Source organism: Nostoc sp. ChiQUE01b (assembly GCF_034531255.1).
GTDB lineage: Bacteria > Cyanobacteriota > Cyanobacteriia > Cyanobacteriales > Nostocaceae > Nostoc.
In genome coordinates, this window is the sequence record NZ_JAVRBM010000004.1 from 1 (window position 1) to 17,739 (window position 17,739).

23 protein-coding genes and 2 pseudogenes are annotated in these 17,739 nt (G+C 41.3%); 17 read left to right on the forward strand and 8 right to left on the reverse strand.

Annotated elements, in window-relative coordinates; genetic code table 11:
- Together RMY63_RS03840 and RMY63_RS03845 are read left to right on the forward strand one after the other, a co-directional pair.
- On the forward strand, window positions 1–321 hold a 321-nt coding region (locus RMY63_RS03840), incomplete at its 5' end, for a hypothetical protein (protein ID WP_322727435.1).
- 186 nt (window positions 322–507) lie between these two features.
- Window positions 508–1,140, forward strand: a complete 633-nt coding sequence (locus RMY63_RS03845; protein WP_322727436.1) for a class I SAM-dependent methyltransferase — start codon at window positions 508–510, stop codon at window positions 1,138–1,140.
- Between the two features lie 280 nt (window positions 1,141–1,420).
- Here the strand turns inward: RMY63_RS03845 and RMY63_RS03850 are convergent, their stop codons facing one another.
- Both RMY63_RS03850 and RMY63_RS03855 read right to left on the reverse strand, forming a co-directional pair.
- Window positions 1,421–1,636 (reverse strand): DUF6887 family protein, encoded by a 216-nt coding sequence (locus tag RMY63_RS03850; RefSeq protein WP_322727437.1) that lies wholly within the window; start codon window positions 1,634–1,636, stop codon window positions 1,421–1,423.
- A 120-nt stretch (window positions 1,637–1,756) separates the two neighbouring features.
- Window positions 1,757–2,554 carry a dienelactone hydrolase family protein gene (locus tag RMY63_RS03855; RefSeq protein ID WP_322727438.1) on the reverse strand — a complete coding sequence of 266 codons (798 nt, stop codon included), beginning with the start codon at window positions 2,552–2,554 and terminating at the stop codon, window positions 1,757–1,759.
- Between the two features lie 295 nt (window positions 2,555–2,849).
- Between RMY63_RS03855 and RMY63_RS03860 the strand changes: the two genes are divergently transcribed.
- Entirely contained in the window at window positions 2,850–3,389 is a 540-nt protein-coding gene (locus RMY63_RS03860) for a DUF2267 domain-containing protein (RefSeq protein WP_322727439.1), read from the forward strand.
- Between the two features lie 69 nt (window positions 3,390–3,458).
- Here the strand turns inward: RMY63_RS03860 and RMY63_RS03865 are convergent, their stop codons facing one another.
- Together RMY63_RS03865 and RMY63_RS03870 are read right to left on the reverse strand one after the other, a co-directional pair.
- A complete protein-coding gene (locus RMY63_RS03865) occupies window positions 3,459–3,797 on the reverse strand; it encodes a XisI protein (protein WP_322727440.1) in 339 nt (112 codons plus the stop codon).
- Window positions 3,785–4,201, reverse strand: coding sequence for a XisH family protein (locus tag RMY63_RS03870; RefSeq protein WP_322727441.1), 417 nt, complete (start codon window positions 4,199–4,201; stop codon window positions 3,785–3,787). Before RMY63_RS03870 ends, RMY63_RS03865 begins: the two co-directional genes overlap by 13 nt.
- Before the next feature lie 251 nt (window positions 4,202–4,452).
- Between RMY63_RS03870 and RMY63_RS03875 the strand changes: the two genes are divergently transcribed.
- Window positions 4,453–5,055: a hypothetical protein gene (locus RMY63_RS03875; RefSeq protein ID WP_322727442.1), complete on the forward strand. Its 603-nt coding sequence runs from the start codon at window positions 4,453–4,455 to the stop codon at window positions 5,053–5,055.
- Window positions 5,056–5,104: 49 nt separating this feature from the next.
- Window positions 5,105–5,272 (forward strand): annotated as a pseudogene (locus RMY63_RS03880) (Uma2 family endonuclease); the annotation flags it as partial.
- A 76-nt stretch (window positions 5,273–5,348) separates the two neighbouring features.
- Here the strand turns inward: RMY63_RS03880 and RMY63_RS03885 are convergent.
- The 4 genes and pseudogenes from RMY63_RS03885 to RMY63_RS03900 all read right to left on the reverse strand — a co-directional run bounded on the left by RMY63_RS03885 (window position 5,349) and on the right by RMY63_RS03900 (window position 8,759).
- Window positions 5,349–6,443 carry a phospholipase D-like domain-containing protein gene (locus tag RMY63_RS03885; protein ID WP_322727443.1) on the reverse strand — a complete coding sequence of 365 codons (1,095 nt, stop codon included), beginning with the start codon at window positions 6,441–6,443 and terminating at the stop codon, window positions 5,349–5,351.
- A gap of 141 nt (window positions 6,444–6,584) precedes the next feature.
- Entirely contained in the window at window positions 6,585–6,902 is a 318-nt protein-coding gene (locus tag RMY63_RS03890; RefSeq protein ID WP_322727615.1) for a PIN domain-containing protein, read from the reverse strand.
- 184 nt (window positions 6,903–7,086) lie between these two features.
- Window positions 7,087–7,362, reverse strand: coding sequence for a hypothetical protein (locus RMY63_RS03895; protein WP_322727444.1), 276 nt, complete (start codon window positions 7,360–7,362; stop codon window positions 7,087–7,089).
- 43 nt (window positions 7,363–7,405) lie between these two features.
- Window positions 7,406–8,759, reverse strand: a pseudogene (locus RMY63_RS03900) (site-specific integrase).
- An 87-nt stretch (window positions 8,760–8,846) separates the two neighbouring features.
- Here RMY63_RS03900 and RMY63_RS03905 point away from each other — a divergent pair.
- The 12 genes from RMY63_RS03905 (at window position 8,847) to RMY63_RS03960 (ending at window position 17,716) form a co-directional block, all read left to right on the forward strand.
- Window positions 8,847–9,080: a hypothetical protein gene (locus RMY63_RS03905; protein WP_322727628.1), complete on the forward strand. Its 234-nt coding sequence runs from the start codon at window positions 8,847–8,849 to the stop codon at window positions 9,078–9,080.
- Between the two features lie 204 nt (window positions 9,081–9,284).
- Window positions 9,285–10,820, forward strand: a complete 1,536-nt coding sequence (gene nifK, locus RMY63_RS03910) for a nitrogenase molybdenum-iron protein subunit beta (RefSeq protein ID WP_322727445.1) — start codon at window positions 9,285–9,287, stop codon at window positions 10,818–10,820.
- A 160-nt stretch (window positions 10,821–10,980) separates the two neighbouring features.
- Complete coding sequence (locus RMY63_RS03915; RefSeq protein WP_322727446.1) at window positions 10,981–11,328, forward strand: Mo-dependent nitrogenase C-terminal domain-containing protein; 348 nt, start codon at window positions 10,981–10,983, stop codon at window positions 11,326–11,328.
- 118 nt (window positions 11,329–11,446) lie between these two features.
- Window positions 11,447–12,859, forward strand: coding sequence for a nitrogenase iron-molybdenum cofactor biosynthesis protein NifE (nifE, locus tag RMY63_RS03920; RefSeq protein WP_322727617.1), 1,413 nt, complete (start codon window positions 11,447–11,449; stop codon window positions 12,857–12,859).
- A 137-nt stretch (window positions 12,860–12,996) separates the two neighbouring features.
- A complete protein-coding gene (nifN, locus tag RMY63_RS03925; RefSeq protein ID WP_322727447.1) occupies window positions 12,997–14,334 on the forward strand; it encodes a nitrogenase iron-molybdenum cofactor biosynthesis protein NifN in 1,338 nt (445 codons plus the stop codon).
- Between the two features lie 42 nt (window positions 14,335–14,376).
- Window positions 14,377–14,790, forward strand: coding sequence for a nitrogen fixation protein NifX (gene nifX / locus RMY63_RS03930; protein WP_322727448.1), 414 nt, complete (start codon window positions 14,377–14,379; stop codon window positions 14,788–14,790).
- Window positions 14,787–15,263: a NifX-associated nitrogen fixation protein gene (locus RMY63_RS03935; RefSeq protein WP_322727449.1), complete on the forward strand. Its 477-nt coding sequence runs from the start codon at window positions 14,787–14,789 to the stop codon at window positions 15,261–15,263. Before nifX ends, RMY63_RS03935 begins: the two co-directional genes overlap by 4 nt.
- A 121-nt stretch (window positions 15,264–15,384) precedes the next feature.
- Window positions 15,385–15,585 carry a CCE_0567 family metalloprotein gene (locus tag RMY63_RS03940; protein ID WP_185580868.1) on the forward strand — a complete coding sequence of 67 codons (201 nt, stop codon included), beginning with the start codon at window positions 15,385–15,387 and terminating at the stop codon, window positions 15,583–15,585.
- Entirely contained in the window at window positions 15,582–15,899 is a 318-nt protein-coding gene (nifW, locus tag RMY63_RS03945; RefSeq protein WP_322727450.1) for a nitrogenase-stabilizing/protective protein NifW, read from the forward strand. Before RMY63_RS03940 ends, nifW begins: the two co-directional genes overlap by 4 nt.
- 10 nt (window positions 15,900–15,909) lie before the next feature.
- Window positions 15,910–16,716 (forward strand): HesA/MoeB/ThiF family protein, encoded by an 807-nt coding sequence (locus RMY63_RS03950; protein ID WP_322727451.1) that lies wholly within the window; start codon window positions 15,910–15,912, stop codon window positions 16,714–16,716.
- Window positions 16,717–16,816: 100 nt separating this feature from the next.
- Window positions 16,817–17,188: an iron-sulfur cluster assembly accessory protein gene (locus RMY63_RS03955; RefSeq protein WP_322655407.1), complete on the forward strand. Its 372-nt coding sequence runs from the start codon at window positions 16,817–16,819 to the stop codon at window positions 17,186–17,188.
- A gap of 228 nt (window positions 17,189–17,416) precedes the next feature.
- Complete coding sequence (locus RMY63_RS03960) at window positions 17,417–17,716, forward strand: 2Fe-2S iron-sulfur cluster-binding protein (RefSeq protein WP_069069799.1); 300 nt, start codon at window positions 17,417–17,419, stop codon at window positions 17,714–17,716.
- Window positions 17,717–17,739 lie beyond the last annotated feature (23 nt).

The following is a 17,739-nucleotide window of genomic DNA, read 5'->3' on the forward strand; positions in this document are numbered from 1 at the left end:
TCAGTTAAGGAAATTTATCCGTTGAGGCAGGCAGGGGGAGCAGGGGATGCAGGGGGAGCAGGGGATGCAGGGGAAGCAGGGGGAGAAAAAAAAGCTTATCTGAACCGTATTGGATTATACAGCAGATTTCAAGTTGAGGAGGGGTGTACTTTATTGACTTGTGGTGTAAGTAACAATACCTTTGCTAATTTCCGAAGCTTGAACAATGATTTGCTGTTTAGGGCGATCGCTCTGTATTATCGCAACAGTGCCATTGGTGCGATCGCTATTTTTGATGATAGAGAATATGCCTATTGTGAAGTTATTTTGTTGATAATATAGCACAAGCCTTGGTGGTTAGGACATCAAGAGATGATAAAACTTAGACACCAAAAGACTTTTCACCCAGTCCCCAGTCCCTTGCTATATAATATACAAATTTTTTTTGGGCGCTAACAGGTTATACAGTTGAACAGATAGTTAATATCAGTAGTCCTGTTTGTTAAAAAATCTATGCAGATACATCAGGTGATTGAAACCTACGATCAAGGAGCGGTGGATTATGACGCAATTCTAAAGCGTTACTGGCACATCGATCGCGAACCTCTAATTGCTTCCTTGCAGCTGAAGCCAGGACAAACTGCCTTAGATGCTGCGGTAGGAACTGGTATTAATCTTCCAGCCTATCCTGAAGGTGTACGTGTCGTCGGTGTCGATCTTTCTCATAAGATGATGGATGAAGCACGTAAAAAATCCGTATCCGCAGATATCACTTTCAAGGTATCGGATCTTTGCAATCTTGATTTTTCTGATAATACCTTTGATGCCGCAGCGTCGGGATATACGCTCTGTGTCGTTAACAATCCGGTCTGTGCACTTGCAGAAATTCTGCGAGTTACCAAACCTGGTGCCTTGATTGCCATTCTCGATTACTGCAAATCACAAGATCCAGAGATTCAAAAATGGCAAGAGTTGATATCTGATGCAGCTTCACAGCTAGGCTTTCCGACAGGCAAGATCAAGTGGGATGCATTGATGGATTATGACGAATTGATTTACAACAGCAAGCTTCCCATTGAAGTGCTTACAGACGATCGCATAGAAAGTCCAAACCCGTTTTTATGTGGTTGTCAATTACTGCTTAAAAACTCAAAAGGTTAAAAGCAATAGGATCGCACTCTTTAAGGGAGGTTAGGGGGAATCAACAAGTGCCTAAAATTACAGCCAATCACTTTTAAAACATCCTCTTAGACTCTCTGATTTTACCTGTAGATTAACGTATAGGACTCCGATTTGATTTTTGAAAATATATTGAGACTGAAAAGCCTGTTTTATAAGGATTTCATTTGAAATCTTGTTCAGAAATCAGACAGGAGTCCTATAGCAGCAGTGAGGTTCAGCCATTGATTAAGCCTCGCAATTCCAGTAACTGAGTCTACCTCTAGCCCTCGCTGATGTTTAATTGTTCTAACTTTTGTCTAATCAAAATTTCAACTTCCTCAATCTCTGCATTCGATTTTGGGATGTCAAAAGTCTCTGGAGATGCTTCAGAAGTAAAGCGGTTAACAAAGGCACGGAATGCTGCTTTGTTGTCGGGGTGAGCAATGACGAAAGCTCTTAACTCAGTTTTGGTCATGCAATTAAAGTCAGACTTCATGACAAGAACCTCCAAAAACCATTGCGATAGATTTCTATTTCTATGTTATCTCCTGCCATTTTGAGCGATCGCTACAAAATTAAGATTTACTTTGTTTAGCGATGATTACGCAATCGAATTTTACAGGTAATTTTGAAACAGTTCTAAAACATGTTGCCAAGCATCAGGAGCCGCTTCTGGGTTATAACTTGGGTGCTGGGCTAAAAATGGGTATTGATCTTTAAAGAATCCGGCGAAGAATCCGTGTCCAGCGTCGTATCGAAATACATGATGATTTATTTGATGTTTCTGGAGTTCCGCCTCAATTTGCTCGTTTTCTTCCTGGGAAACTAATGCATCTCTTGTACCAAAAAATGTATAAATAGTACCTGTAATTTCCGAGGTGCGATTAATAGTTGGAGTGTCTTCACCATAACTAGCAGTGGTAATCCCGCCACCATAAAACGAAGCTGTGGCTTTGATCTCTGGTAAAGTTGCAGCCATATAAGCAACATGACCACCAAAACAGAAACCAATGACACCAATCGCATCATCATTGACATTGGGTAAAGTTTTGAGATAATTAATGGTAGCTTGAATATCGCTGAATATCTCTTGATATTTGACTTGTTGATAATATTCCAAGCCCAGTTGATAGGCTTCTGGGCTATACCCAACATCTTCAGGACTAAAGTCAGCCTCAAAACCGGGAGCAATACGTTGATACATCGCCGGGGCGATCGCTACATAACCTTGTTTAGCGATTAGTTCGGTGATATCTCGAATATTACTATTGATTCCAAAAATTTCTGGAAAAACTATAACTGCGCCAAAGGTTCCATTTTGTGCTGGTTGAACTAAGTAAGCATCGATTTCTAAGTCATTGTTAGGTACTTTGACATAGCAAGTGTTAATTTCGATGTTTGTTGTTTCTAGCATCTTTGTTTTAACGAAATTTATACCAATTCATCTATTCTGACTGTTTTTTCACACCAATGGGCGATGACTACGACAGGCAGAAACACCAGAGTGTTACTCTGCTCAATAAAGGGAAATTGCCTACCTCAAGTATGACTTTGTTGTTATCAGCAGATCGGATGAATTTCTAACCTTTGATCTAACTTTTAAATAGATGCCATCTCAAACTTCTGGAAGATCCCAAGGGTTTTTGATTTGTGCGACCTTACATAAAGCAAGCATAAAGACTCAAAACTAATAATCACAACAAAAAACAATGCCCGATCAAAGTTTTAGAACAAATGTTCCAGAAGTTGACCCAACGGAGATTGAAGATAATCGAACTGCGATCGCTGACGAACATCGCTCGTTCCTGGAAAAAGTGCAGGTCAAAGCCGGATTTGCAGATCCTTATGACGCAAGAGATTTTACCGAAGTTGTGTTTCGCGTGATGCGCGACGTGATGACGACAGAAGCTAGCGATCGCGTCGAGGCAGAACTGCATACAGAGGCAGTGCCTACTGATGAGAAAGCACTCCAGTTTGAAGTATCCGATCTCTGGAAAGACACCAATCCCATTGTGGGATTTTTAAGCCGGGTTCGTCCACCTTGGAAAGGCCCAGGTATCTTCAATATCGATTCCGATCGCTTCTTGTTCCGAGTTGCTAATGAAAGCGGAATGCCGCGCTCAGTAGACCGAGAGCAAGCGGTTAAAGCAGTGTTTTCTGCCACCAAAGACGAACTTTCCGAAGAACGAATTCAGGAAATTGCTAGCTGGCTACCTGATTATGTACGTCAGCTTTGGGAGCAGGCTTAATTAGAAAGCTAAAAGAAGTCAAGCCTGTTTGTGAGTAGCGATCGCAAACAGGCTTTCTATATGATAGGTTTACCCGACAGCAAACTCTGTATACTGCCTTACATGAGGTGCATGATATGCTATCACAATATCTTGCTTAGGCACTCCCTCCCTCACGAGTTGATCTGCGATCGCATCCTCCGTTCCGTCATGCTGCACCCAAATTTTCCCATCCTTGATATCTATATGCAGCACACAGCCGTAAATCCGGGTACTGCTATTTTTCCAGCCCACATGCACAAGCTGATAGTGGTCTTTTGTAGTATCAAAAATACTTTGACTTTCTATTGGATCGCTTTCAGAACGCAACTTTGCTCGCGCCGTCAATAATCCCTGAATTAGTTCACGATACAAAATTAGCTTATCCATTCTGCAATCTCCTGTTTTTCTGTGTCATACACCAAAAGGGGAATTTTGTTACGGACAATGACAGTTTGAATAAATGGATATCTGAAAAATCGCTTATAAACGTCGAGCGGAACTGCCAAATACAACCGCCGCTCTGGATCATCATCTTCCAACGCAATGCGGTAGTTAATAAATTGTCCAATTGCAGTATGGAACTCAGAAATCGTTGAAGGTGCTAAAAACGTTTTGATTTCAACTGCAATCTTTTCCTCATCCTTTGTCGCTGCTAGCAACAGTTCTGCACCCAAGTCGATGTAAAAATCAACAAACCCCAAATCAATGTGGTACGGATCATGAGTAATTATCCACCCTTCCTTCTCAAGGGCAGTTCTAACCAGTTCATGAAACGTATCTCTTGCAGACATCGTAGACAGCTAACCACAAAGATAAAGTCTTTGGCTAAATTCTATCGTGCATCCCACTAAAGCAGTACCAGGCGTAAATACGTTCGGCTTTGCATAACCTGAAGGGTATCGCGCAGTCGTTTTGTAGAAAAAAGAATATATAGACCGCAGTATTATATCACCTCACAACCAAATGTGTGAGAAAATAATATTGTTATCTTATAGCCAGTGCGATGCCGACGGTGGGCTACGATTTATGATTTCTACTAATTATGCCTTATAGTCAGTTTACAACTATCAGTAAAGTTAAAGAAGCCTTCGGGTTAAAAACCCAGGAAGGTGGGCGATTTATTCCTATAACTGAATCAATTGAAGCATCTGCTACACTGACGGCATATCTTGAAGAAAGTCTGCCACTAGCTTCTTCAGCAAGTGAAAAAGCACGTTCAGAAGGAATTATTTACCCAGTATTATTAGAAGTTAGACGAATATTAAACCGCCAAATTAGCTTATTCTCTGGAGAAGATTTTACAGTTGACGAAGCAGCTGGACTTAATGGAATGTGTGATTTTCTTTTGAGTCGTTCACCGGAAGTGCTAGAAATTGAAGCACCTGCAATTGTAATTGTAGAAGCAAAAAAAGCTGATTTAAGAACTGGGTTCGGACAATGTATTGCAGAAATGGTTGCCGCACAAAGATTCAACACCGCAAAAAATCGTCCAATTGCGGTAATCTATGGTTCTATTAGCAGTGGTACACAATGGCGATTCCTGAAGCTGGAGGATAATATTGTCACCATCGACTTGATGGATTATCCTTTGCCACCTGTAGAGCAAATTCTTGGATTTTTAGTTTGGATGGTTCAAAACAGTTGATATATACATAGGTATTGCAATATGACATCACCTCACAAGTAAATCTAGCGAATATTTATTAATAGAACAGGATGAACCTTTTGTTGAACGCTATAGTAAACAAGCCAAAGGTTGGTTGCTCAGTGATTTTAGCAGCTTAGAGATATCTATTTCTTTAGATTCAGTTGCGATCGCATTATCGATGACAGAAATTTATCGCGGCGTTGTTTTTGAGTAAATCAGCTTTGTGACGATGTATACTTTGGGAGGAGTGCGATCGCACTACAATGCGATTGGTAAATGAGAGTTAATCGTTATAATCCGAAATGCTGAGATACTCTTTCTATTGTCAAACGAGCTTTCTGACTTTCCATTTTACATTTTATATTCTTGTATGAAAAAAAACCTTTTTCCCAGTATGCTTGACTTCTAGGCACTGCTTTAATCCATTCAACACGGACAAGGTACTCGGATTTATCAAGGTCATCTACATATTCATCCATTTCTGGGGCAAAAAGTTGTACATCTAGGATTGGTACTTGTTGCCCGTTGAATAATAACTTGAAGTCTTTTAAAGGTACAGCAGAATCTTTTACTAGACCAACACCGACATAACCAGTTTTGGGTATGTGGACGAATACACGCGACCCAGGAAGCAACTTTATTATACCTTTGTTAAATTTTTTCTCACTACCACTAGAAATAAAACCATATTTTCGGCAGTCTTCCCAGTTTCGATGTTTACCTTCACCAATACTTACATAAAAATCACAACCATTCCAAGGTTCATTATCTGTTTTGGCGTTTGATTTACTGGCTTTTTTTTCGGATTTTTTAGGCTGAGTGATCATCTTTGATCTAATAATTGGTGCATCTGAATTTAAATAACTATCTTGTTCTTCAATCCGAGGTATTATTGTAGTATTTCTCTTAATATAGTCTTTTAATTCCGGTATATTAATCTCACCACTACTTGACCATGAGTGTTCAAACCATTCTCTAATTTCATTGATATGATTACTTTCGTCTAGCAAAATTGACATTTCTGCTCTTTGAGTGATACCCATTGCAGTCAAGTTTGCAGAACCTACTAAGCATAAATGGTCGCCAAGAATAACTTTTGTATGTAAATTTATATAATGATGAATTTTATATTTATTGCCAATGATGAAATTAATTATTTCTTCTCTTGCTTTATCTTGAAAAGCATTAAGCCAAGCTTCTACATCAGAAATAATACGCCACTTTCCTGGCTTGTGTAAGAATGTTTTAATATAGCTAACATCAATATAGGGACAAGCTATCAGTAATTCTTTACTATTATTACTCACTTGATGAATAGCTTTATCAAAAGGTGAAATTCCACCATTTATACTTTCATTGGTATGATATATCAGCTTACTACTCATAAAATATTAGATTAAAATATACTATATTTCATAATAATATCAATACTTTTTTGATTAACATCAGTGTTAATACATAATACGAGTAATTCTAGATATATTGGTATGAGAACTCAGATAATGTATAAACTCTTTCATACGCAGCTATTCCCAGTCTTCGTACTTCAAGCCATCAATACGGCTGAATTCGCAGGTCTTGTGGGTGACAAAGGTGAGGTTGTTTGCTAAGGCGATCGCAGCAATTAACAAATCATTTGCTCCAATTGGAGTCCCCAAAGCATCAAGACGAGCGCGAATATTTCCAGCTATTTGTGCAGCTTGACGATCCAGTGGCAAATCAGCAAACTCAGCAAACAAATTTTCTAGATGAGTGAGGTTTCTATTAACGTTTATGCTTTTGTAAGCTCCGTAATACAGTTTGCTATAAACAACCGTACAGATGTAAATTTCCCTAGAAGGAATTAAACCCCGTCCATTTTGAAACCTGGAGTTTTTAAAGAAAGTGTATTATTCGGTCGTGGCTTGAGTTCTGAACTTTACCCTGATTCCAACAAACTATGGTTTTCAAGGTAGACGCGGTTTAATAGAGTTTTTTGAGTAACAGGTGAACTTGGTGAATTTAGAATTTGGATACACGCATTTGTATCTAGGAGGTAGGCCATTGAATCTCCTCCCGTTCCTCAAAAGGAAGCTGTTCTGGACGTTCAAGCGGATCACCTTCCCAACTACCTATTACTTCTTCAACAAATTTCCGAGAGTATCCTAGTTCTTCCGGCGTTTTGGTTGGAGACTGTGAAGATTTTGGCATAAGAGGTTGAAAGACAATCACTACATCTAATTCTTGGTTGGCAACTTCAGGCGGAAGCTGGATTTGCAGAATTCCATCATCACCAATATATGTTCTAATTTTAATGCTATCCATAACTGACCTGCAAGTTGATTATATTATCAGTATTTGGGCAAGTTTAACTTTGTGTATAAACCATTTCCATTTTCAACTTTTCAATCTCCAACTTTAACTTATCATTCTCTATCCTCAATTTAGCATTCTCCTCCCTAATCAACTCAACTTCATTTCTCTTACTTAACGCCTGATTAATCGCTAACTTCCGCATATCTAGCGAGAACCAACGCTGATAAGTTTGGGTGTGAACTTGCACACTATGCCCCAAATTATCCGCCGCCGCTTTAATTGGTATCCCCAAAATATGCGCCCGAATTGCCCAAGCGTGACGTAAATCATACGGTTTAAAATCCAATCCGATTTTACGAAACCACCAACTAACTCGCTGTGTTAACGCTGTTATCTCAGCATGATTAGTCTTATCTTTTTTAGCGATCGCACTCTCCAACATCTCCAAATATTTAGGATTTCTCAAATCAAATTCCTCAATCCATTGCCGATATAATGGTAATGCTTGTCTCTCACCAGTTTTGCAATCATTATGAACTTTCCATGTCAAATCTAAATTTTCTGGACTCAACCACCAATCAATATCAGGATTAATAAAAAGTTCCCTTGGACGTAAACCAAAAACTGCTAACATTCCATACGTCCAGCGCCAAAGTTGCCAGCTATCTTGAACATTTTGATTAACTTGATTACCTCTATTATATTGATAAACTTCAAACTTGATAATTCCCTCAGATATTTCTACATCGGTCGGTATATTTCGGGAATTATTCTCAGGCATTTTGGAATATTTCGATAAATCAATTTCGATATTGAATGTCACACAAAATGCAGCGATCGCTCTAGCGGCATTATACTTAGCCCATTCCTTATCGATTTGTTCAATTGAACCAAGCAGATTTTCAGCAGTCGCTAAATCTTTAGGATTTGTAAATCTTTTGGTGCGTGAAAAGTAATAAAAAAAAGTATGTTCGCTTTTAGTTGTGCGTTTGTGAGTTTTAAAATACTCTTCTTCAAATTTTTCAAGTAATTTTCCTATGGTTTGAAAATCTTTTTTAATTGCTTCATTTCCTAAATATTTATCATTCCATTCAAAAGTTTTACGAGCAATTAACTTTCCTAATTCATAGGCTTCTTCCTCAGCTGTCTTGAGTCCATCCAAATTAGCAGGAATATTCAAACTGAGATTGTATTGCTTTCTCCCAATTCCATTACTATCTTTATCTCCCGGTTTAATTGGTAACGTCGCCCGTAATTGCAGACTTCCATTCGATTCTCTAATTGTCACCTTTGCCTTTGCAGACTTCAAACGCAGATTAACCTTATCTAATTCCAGTAGTACTTTCGTTTTCATCATGCGTTCTTTGTTGCGGTGATTGCAGAGATGAACATAAATATCGGAGCAGGACAACATTTAGATGATGCGTGAGTCCTGAACCTGATTATGCATCGCTGTGTTTTTAGCCTATATTTAGCCTAAAAATAAATGTGTTATGGGCGAACAATGTTTATCTCTGACACTGTTTACTGCAAACATTAGGCTATTGAAAAAATTAAACTATAAAAAGGATTACTCCGGCCCTTATCACGGTTATGACGGCTTCGCCATCTTCGCTCGTGATATGGACTTGGCACTCAACAGCCCAACCTGGTCATTAATTGGCGCTCCTTGGAATGAAAAAGCTCAGGCTAAGAAGGCTGAAGCTAAGGCTAAGGCTGCCGTCTAGGGAAATGGGAGAGAGCGATAAGTAAGGATAACCTGGGGCTAAAACCCCAGGGGGGAGTTGGGAATCCAAAATTCAAAACTAAAAAATTAAAATTTCTTTTGATTTTTGCATTTTGAATTTTGAATCATATTCTCATCTCCCATCCCCGCCTCAAATCCTTATTCCTCAATCAGTAAAGAATTCAGTAAGCTTGGAGATCCAGAAATGCCTCAGAATCCAGAAAAAATTCAAGACCACGTAGAGTTATTCCACCAACCAGAATATCAACAGCTATTTGAAAACAAAAGGCAGTTTGAAAACGGTCACGACCCCGAAGAAGTACAACGGGTTGCAGAGTGGACAAAAGGTTGGGATTATCGTGAAAAGAACTTCGCTCGTGAAGCTTTAACCGTTAACCCTGCAAAAGGTTGTCAACCATTGGGAGCAATCTTTGCTGCTGTTGGTTTTGAAGGTACTCTACCTTTCGTTCAAGGTTCTCAAGGTTGCGTTGCTTACTTCCGTACCCACTTAACCCGTCACTACAAAGAACCATTCTCTGGTGTATCTTCTTCAATGACTGAAGATGCAGCCGTGTTTGGTGGTCTGCAAAACATGATTGACGGCTTGGCGAACTCTTACCAACTGTACAAGCCCAAGATGATCGCTGTCTGCACTACCTGTATGGCAGAAGTAATTGGTGATGACTTACAGTCTTTCATCAACAACGCTAAGGAAGCTGGTTCAGTTCCTCAAGATTTCCCAGTACCTTACGCTCACACCCCTAGCTTTGTTGGCTCCCACATCACTGGTTACGACAACATGATGAAGGGAATTCTTTCTAACCTGACCGCAGGTCATAAGAAAGAAACCAGCAATGGTAAAATCAACTTCATTCCAGGTTTTGACACCTATGTAGGCAACAACCGCGAAATCAAGCGGATTGCTTCTTTGTTCGGCTTTGACTACACCCTTCTAGCCGACAACAGTGACTACCTGGATTCACCTAATACAGGTGAGTTCGATATGTATCCAACTGCAACAAAGCTAGAAGATGCAGCAGATTCAATTAATGCGAAAGCTACAATTGCTCTGCAAGCACACTCTACCCCCAAAACTCGCGAGTACATTGAAAAAGAGTGGAAGCAACCAACCGCAGTTTGCCGTCCTTGGGGTATTAAGGGTACTGATGAGTTCTTGATGAAACTCAGCGAATTGAGTGGTATACCTATTCCCGAAGAATTGGAAGTTGAACGCGGTCGGGCAGTTGATGCCATGACTGACTCCCACTCATGGATTCACGGCAAGCGCTTCGCTATCTACGGCGAACCAGATTTAGTATACAGCGTTGTTGGCTTTATGCTAGAAATGGGTGCTGAACCTGTGCATATCTTGGTTCACAACAGCAACGAAGTATTTGAAGCAGAAATGAAAGAACTGCTTGCTTCTAGCCCCTTCGGTCAACATGCAACTGTATGGCCTGGTAAAGACTTGTGGCACATGCGTTCTTTGTTGTTCACCGAACCAGTAGACTTCCTGGTTGGTAACACCTACGGTAAGTACTTGTGGCGTGACACCAAGATTCCCCTCGTGAGAATTGGCTACCCCATCATGGATCGTCACCACTTACACCGCTACTCCACCATTGGTTATCAAGGTGTGATCAACCTCCTCAACTGGACTGTAAATACCCTGTTTGAAGAAATTGATCGCAACACCAACATTCCTTCTAAGACAGATATTTCCTACGACTTGATTCGTTAGAAATTGCGTAGAAACACAACGTGTTAATTAAAGGGTGAAGAAGGGGAGTGGGGAGTAGGGAATAGGGAATAGGGAAATATCCAAACCCAATGCCCAATCCCCAATGCCCAATCCCCAACTTCCCTTTTTATTGATAGCATTTACCCAAGGTATATTATAGATGGAAACCATCAATCACACTCACGAACATACTCACACTCATCCTCATCCTAATTACCATCCACCTAACTATAAAAAACGAGGATGGTTCAACAATCTTCTTAATCCCTTGAGGCGTGTAGTGGATGGAATTAAGGTTAAAAATAATCGCTTCGCTCATTTAATTTGCCAAACAATTCCTTGTTGTTGTCCCTTTGAGCGACAAATTAAATTATTTGGGAAGTGTATTGATATCCCACCATTGTGCAAACTCAATCCTTTATATGACGAATTTGTAGGATTGCGTTTCCGCGCTTTATCTTACCTCAGCGATGTATGTGGAGAGGATGTCACAAAATACATTTGTTAATTATTGGGCATGGGGCATTGGTCATTGGTCATTGGTAGAGACGCGATTAATCGCGTCTGTACAATAGTCAATTCAAATGACAAATGACAAAGGACAATTAACAATTAAGAGAAGAGAGATGAAAATCACCCAAGGCAAAATCAACGAGCTGCTGACTGAAACAGGATGCGAGCATAATCAGCACAAACAAACGGAAAAGAAAAACAAGTCATGCGCTCAACAGGCACAACCTGGCGCGGCTCAAGGGGGCTGCGCTTTTGATGGTGCAATGATTGCTCTAGTGCCGATCGCAGATGCAGCTCATTTAGTCCACGGGCCGATCGCCTGTGCTGGTAATTCCTGGGGTAGTCGTGGTAGTCTGTCGTCTGGCCCGCAACTCTACAAAATGGGCTTTACCACTGACTTGGGTGAAAATGATGTCATCTTCGGTGGCGAAAAGAAGCTTTACAAAGCGATTCTGGAACTCAAAGAGCGCTACCAACCAGCAGCAGTATTCGTCTACGCCACTTGCGTTACAGCCTTAATTGGTGATGATATGGATGCCGTCTGCAAAGCGGCGGCTGAGAAAATTGGTATTCCTGTTGTTCCCGTCATTGCCCCAGGATTCATTGGCAGTAAAAATCTCGGCAACCGTTTTGGCGGTGAATCTTTGTTAGAATATGTTGTCGGCACAGCAGAACCGGAACATACAACGCCCTATGATATTAACTTAATCGGTGAATACAATATCGCCGGTGAAATGTGGGGAGTAACACCACTGTTAGAAAAATTAGGCATCCGTATTTTGTCTAAAATTACGGGCGATGCTCGCTACAATGAAATTCGCTACGCCCACCGCGCCAAGCTCAACGTCATGATCTGCTCGCGAGCGCTGCTCAACATGGCGAGAAAGATGGAGGAGCGTTACAACATCCCCTACATTGAAGAGTCTTTCTACGGCATCGATGATATGAATCGCTGTCTGCGAAACATCGCTGCTAAATTAGGCGATCCTGATTTACAGGAGCGCACAGAAAAGCTGATTGCAGAAGAAACAGCTGCTTTAGATTTGGCACTGGCTCCTTATCGCGCTCGACTCAAAGGTAAGCGGGTTGTTTTGTATACAGGTGGTGTCAAGAGTTGGTCGATTATTTCGGCGGCTAGAGATTTGGGCATTGAAGTTGTTGCTACCAGTACTCGAAAAAGTACTGAGGAAGATAAAGCCAAAATCAAGAAGTTGATTGGCAACGATGGCATCATGTTGGAGAAGGGCAACGCTAAGGAATTGCTACAACTGGTTAAAGACACCAAAGCAGATATGCTGATTGCTGGTGGACGTAACCAATACACCGCTTTGAAAGCTCGAATTCCTTTCCTTGATATCAACCAAGAACGCCACCATCCTTATGCAGGTTATGTAGGGATGATTGAAATGGCGCGGGAATTGTACGAAGCTCTCTATAGCCCGATTTGGGAACAAATACGCAAACCCGCTCCTTGGGAAGAAGCTGAATTGCATTCAAATGTAGTAAGTGAGGCGTGGAGGGGATGAGGGGGATGAGGGGGATAAGGGGGATGAGGAAGAATAATAATTGTTTGTTTGCTTGCTTTCTTTACTCCCTCATCTCCCCCTACTCCCTCATCTCTTCTAGTAGATGCTATTTCTGAAAGCAACAAGGAGGTAGTTTAATGGCGATCGTTACTGTTTCTAACAAAGCACTGACAGTTAATCCCCTCAAGCAAAGTCAAGCTTTGGGCGCAACCTTAGCCTTTTTGGGATTGAAAGGGACGATGCCCTTATTCCACGGTTCCCAAGGTTGTACTGCTTTCGCTAAAGTTGTGCTGGTGCGGCATTTCCGGGAAGCGATTCCCCTAGCTACCACAGCGATGACGGAAGTCACTACTATCTTGGGTGGTGAAGAGAATGTGGAGCAAGCAATTCTGACTTTGGTGGAAAAGGCTAATCCAGAAATTATTGGTTTATGTAGTACTGGGTTAACGGAAACTAGAGGCGATGACATTGAGGGTTTTCTGAAGGAAATCCGCGATCGCCATCCCGAATTGAATGATTTAGCGATCGTTTTTGCACCTACTCCAGATTTTAAAGGTGCGTTGCAAGATGGCTTTGCTGTGGCTGTGGAAAGCATAGTTAACGAAATTCCTCGCGCAGGTGAACTCAGAACTGAACAAGTCACGATTTTGGCGGGTTCTGCCCTCACACCAGGGGATGTACAGGAAATCAAAGAGATAGTCACGTCTTTTGGACTAGTGCCAATCTTTGTACCTGACCTTGGCGCTTCCCTAGATGGTCATCTAGAGGATGGTTATAGTGCGGTTACAGTCAGTGGGACTACCTTAAAACAGCTACGAGAAGTCGGTAGCTCTGCTTTCACCCTCGCATTAGGTGAAAGTATGCGGGGGGCCGCCAAGATTCTCGAAGAACGCTTTGACACGCCTTATGAGGTGTTTAGCGAACTGACAGGATTAGAACCAGTAGATGAATTTATCCAAGCATTGGCGATTCTGAGCGGTAATAGCGTACCCGAAAAATACCGCCGCCAACGTCGTCAGTTGCAAGATGCGATGCTGGACACCCACTTTTACTTTGGTGCAAAACGAGTTTCTTTAGCGCTGGAACCAGATTTGTTGTGGTCAATAGTGCATTTCCTGCAATCGATGGGAGCGCAAATTCATGCGGCGGTGACAACCACGCGATCGCACCTCTTAGAAAAACTCCCGGTTAAAAACGTTACAATCGGTGATTTGGAAGACTTTGAGAGCCTAGTAGACGGTTCTGATTTGCTGATTGGTAACTCGAATGTTGGTGCGATCGCTAAACGGCTCTCGATTCCTCTTTATCGTCTAGGACTGCCAATTTATGACCGCTTAGGTAATGGTCAATTTACCAAAGTTGGCTATCGAGGCACGATGGAACTTGTGTTTGGCATCGGCAACCTGTTTTTAGAGCAAGAAGAAGCGAGAGTTAAGCAGTTCCAAGAGTTAGGAATTGTGAGCGCTGAGTTTTGAATTAACACTTCAAAATTCAAAACTTTAGAGAGGAGAATTACGATGAAAATTGCCTTCACGACGAGTGACCGAGTTCATATTAATGCTCACTTCGGATGGGCGAAAATGATTGATGTTTACGAAATTACCGATGAGGGATATCACTTCGTAGAAACCCTCACCTTTGAAGGCGAACTCAAAGAAGATGGGAATGAAGACAAAATCACCCCAAAACTTGAAGCAATAGGCGACTGCACAATTATTTATGTCACAGCAATTGGTGGTAGCGCTGCTGCTCGGTTAATCAAGAAAGGTGTCACCCCAGTGAAGGCGCGATCGGAAGAAGAAGAAATTAGCGAAGTGCTAAATAAGCTAGTGAAAACCCTCAAAGGTAATCCTCCACCTTGGTTGCGTAAAGCTTTACAGCAAAAACCCACAAATTTTGCCGATGAAGTTGAAGATGAGGCAACAGTATGACCGCAAATAATAGTGTTAATGGAACTGCTACAACTGAAGTCTTGAACTCGCCTTTTCTGAAGGTATTAATTAAACAAATCCGTGGTCAAGACAGCTATGGAGTTTATCGTACTTGGTCGGATGAGTTGATTCTCAAACCCTTTATTGTCACCAAGCAAAAGAAACGGGAAATCTCCGTTGAGGGCGAAGTTGATCCGATCACTCAAGCACGAATTATGGCATTTTTTCGAGCTGTAGCTGCTGGAATTGAACAAGAAACAGGTTTAATATCCCAGGTTGTAGTTGATTTAAGCCATGAAGGATTTGGCTGGGCGCTAGTTTTTTCTGGTCGTCTTTTGTTAGCTGTGAAAACCTTGCGAGATGCTCATCGCTTTGGCTTTGACTCGCTAGAGAAATTAGCCCAAGAGGGAGAAAACTACGTCAATAAAGGTCTTGATTTGGCGAAACGCTTTCCTGAAGTTGGCAAAATTTAATTAGTCATTAGTCATTGGTCATTGGTCATTAGAAAAAGACAAATGACTAATGACAAAAGACAAATGACAAAATTGGTCATTAGTAAAAGACAAATAACTAATGACAAAGGACAAAGGACAAATGACAATTGAGGAACTACAAGGGCAAATCAGACGGCTCAACAGCAAAGCAGGTCAAATGAAGATGGATCTGCATGATTTAGCTGAAGGACTGCCAACAGATTACACACAACTAATGGATGTTGCCGCCGCAACTTATGAAATCTATCGCCAGTTAGATGAACTGAAGCAACATCTGAAACAATTGGAGAATGCTAAATGACTGGAACTATTGATGAATTCAAGAAGCTCGTAGACGCAGAAGAATTTTTTCAATTCTTTAACATGTCCTACGATTTAGAAGTTGTGAATGTAAATCGTCTACATATTCTGAAAAAGTTTTCTCAATATATCCAGGAAATTGATGATAATTCTCCTGACTGGAGTCAAGAAGAAAAATTAAATCAATATTCTTTGGCTTTGCAAAAAGCTTATCAGGTATTTATCGAATCAACACCCCACGAACAAAAGCTGTTCAAAGTGTTTAACGACAAGCCGAAAAATGTAGTCACACTGACAGAAATCACTTCTGATTAGGAGGTATAAATTGGTTAACCTGACGCCTACCGAATTAGAACGCTATCGTCGCCAAATGATGCTTCCGAATTTTGGCGAAACAGCACAGAAGCGCCTGAAGTCAGCGACAGTTCTGGTGACAGGTGTGGGGGGATTAGGCGGTACGGCGGCGCTTTACTTAGCAGTAGCGGGCGTTGGGCGGCTAATTCTAGTCCGGGGTGGTGACTTGCGGCTAGATGATATGAATCGTCAGGTTCTCATGACTGATGATTGGGTAGGTAAGCCAAGGGTATTCAAAGCTAAAGAAACTCTGGATGCAATTAATCCTGATGTCCAAGTGGAAGCTGTTCATGATTACATCACCCCGGAAAATGTAGACTCGTTAGTGCAGTCCGCCGATATGGCTCTTGATTGCGCTCACAATTTTACAGAGCGCAATTTGTTAAATGAAGCCTGTGTGCGATCGCGTAAGCCAATGGTGGAAGCCGCAATGAATGGGATGGAGGCTTACCTGACGACGATTATTCCTGGTGTGACTCCTTGTTTGTCTTGTCTGTTTCCAGAAAAGCCTGATTGGGATCAGCGCGGCTTTTCTGTTATCGGCGCTGTTTCTGGGACACTAGCTTGTCTAACAGCTTTGGAAGCTATCAAGCTGATCACCGGGTTTAGTCAGCCTCTATTGTCGCAATTGCTGACAATCGACCTGAATCGGATGGAATTTGCTAAACGCCGTTCTCACCGCGATCGCTCTTGTCCAGTATGCGGTAATAGTGCGCCTTGGAGACACGCGCAATCGAATTCAATGGAAGCCACAGGGATTACACAAAATAGTCATTAGTCATTGGTCATTGGTCATTAGCAAAAGACAAAGGACAACTGACAAAAGACAACCCACATCTGAAATCAAAACAAGTAATCGCTACAAATCAGGAGACTTAATGGCTGTTATATTATCAGAAAAAGCAGAATTTCATTTGCGGGCATTCCTCAAAGGTTCCGCACCCGACGCTAATGGCGCAACTAAAGGTGTCCGCATCTCGGTAAAAGATGGTGGTTGCAGTGGCTATGAATATGCGATCGATATCACCAGCAAGCCCCAACCAGATGATTTAGTAAGTCAGCAAGGCAAAGTACTGGTTTACGTTGATGCCAAAAGTGCACCCTTATTAGACGGAGTTATCGTTGACTTCGTTGAGGGAGTGATGGAAAGCGGTTTTAAATTCATCAACCCCAATGCAACTGATACCTGCGGTTGTGGAAAGTCTTTTAAAACAGGCGACTGTACGCCTACTGGTGTACCTTGCAGCTAACATCATTCTATTAGTGCTAAGTCAATTGTAGAGACTTCCCATAAACGCACTCCGCAGAGTTTCAATGCCCTTGAGATAGCTTCTAGTTCGGGTTGCATCCCTTATCTCTATAAAGAAGCTGACTAAACTTAGCATCTCTGTAAGAAGAAGGGAAGTAAAAAGTAGGATAGGTTGCTCAAAAACTTCAGAAATTACACCAACTGTATAACGTTTGAGGAGAATCAGAAAATGGCTTCCTACCAAGTTAGATTAATCAACAAAAAAGAAGACATCGACACCACAATTGAAGTTGACGAAGAAACCACCATCTTAGAAGCAGCAGAAGAAAATGGTATTGAGTTGCCCTTTTCATGTCATGCAGGCTCTTGCTCTAGCTGTGTTGGTAAAGTTGTCGAAGGTGAAGTTAATCAAGACGATCAAAACTTTTTAGATGACGATCAGGTTTCTAAAGGATACGCTCTACTTTGTGTAACTTATCCTCGTTCTAATTGCACAATTAAGACACATCAAGAAGCATATCTGGTCTAAATTATTACTTTGGTTGCTCTATT

Coding starts and splice junctions, on each gene's coding strand:
- RMY63_RS03850 (WP_322727437.1), bottom strand. CDS start 1,636: ATGAAGTCTGACTTTAATTGCATGACCAAAACTGAGTTAAGAGCTTTC.
- RMY63_RS03855 (WP_322727438.1), bottom strand. CDS start 2,554: ATGCTAGAAACAACAAACATCGAAATTAACACTTGCTATGTCAAAGTA.
- RMY63_RS03860 (WP_322727439.1), top strand. CDS start 2,850: ATGCCCGATCAAAGTTTTAGAACAAATGTTCCAGAAGTTGACCCAACG.
- RMY63_RS03865 (WP_322727440.1), bottom strand. CDS start 3,797: ATGGATAAGCTAATTTTGTATCGTGAACTAATTCAGGGATTATTGACG.
- RMY63_RS03870 (WP_322727441.1), bottom strand. CDS start 4,201: ATGTCTGCAAGAGATACGTTTCATGAACTGGTTAGAACTGCCCTTGAG.
- RMY63_RS03875 (WP_322727442.1), top strand. CDS start 4,453: ATGCCTTATAGTCAGTTTACAACTATCAGTAAAGTTAAAGAAGCCTTC.
- RMY63_RS03885 (WP_322727443.1), bottom strand. CDS start 6,443: ATGAGTAGTAAGCTGATATATCATACCAATGAAAGTATAAATGGTGGA.
- RMY63_RS03895 (WP_322727444.1), bottom strand. CDS start 7,362: ATGGATAGCATTAAAATTAGAACATATATTGGTGATGATGGAATTCTG.
- RMY63_RS03905 (WP_322727628.1), top strand. CDS start 8,847: ATGGGCGAACAATGTTTATCTCTGACACTGTTTACTGCAAACATTAGG.
- nifK (WP_322727445.1), top strand. CDS start 9,285: ATGCCTCAGAATCCAGAAAAAATTCAAGACCACGTAGAGTTATTCCAC.
- RMY63_RS03915 (WP_322727446.1), top strand. CDS start 10,981: ATGGAAACCATCAATCACACTCACGAACATACTCACACTCATCCTCAT.
- nifE (WP_322727617.1), top strand. CDS start 11,447: ATGAAAATCACCCAAGGCAAAATCAACGAGCTGCTGACTGAAACAGGA.
- nifN (WP_322727447.1), top strand. CDS start 12,997: ATGGCGATCGTTACTGTTTCTAACAAAGCACTGACAGTTAATCCCCTC.
- nifX (WP_322727448.1), top strand. CDS start 14,377: ATGAAAATTGCCTTCACGACGAGTGACCGAGTTCATATTAATGCTCAC.
- RMY63_RS03935 (WP_322727449.1), top strand. CDS start 14,787: ATGACCGCAAATAATAGTGTTAATGGAACTGCTACAACTGAAGTCTTG.
- RMY63_RS03940 (WP_185580868.1), top strand. CDS start 15,385: ATGACAATTGAGGAACTACAAGGGCAAATCAGACGGCTCAACAGCAAA.
- nifW (WP_322727450.1), top strand. CDS start 15,582: ATGACTGGAACTATTGATGAATTCAAGAAGCTCGTAGACGCAGAAGAA.
- RMY63_RS03955 (WP_322655407.1), top strand. CDS start 16,817: ATGGCTGTTATATTATCAGAAAAAGCAGAATTTCATTTGCGGGCATTC.
- RMY63_RS03960 (WP_069069799.1), top strand. CDS start 17,417: ATGGCTTCCTACCAAGTTAGATTAATCAACAAAAAAGAAGACATCGAC.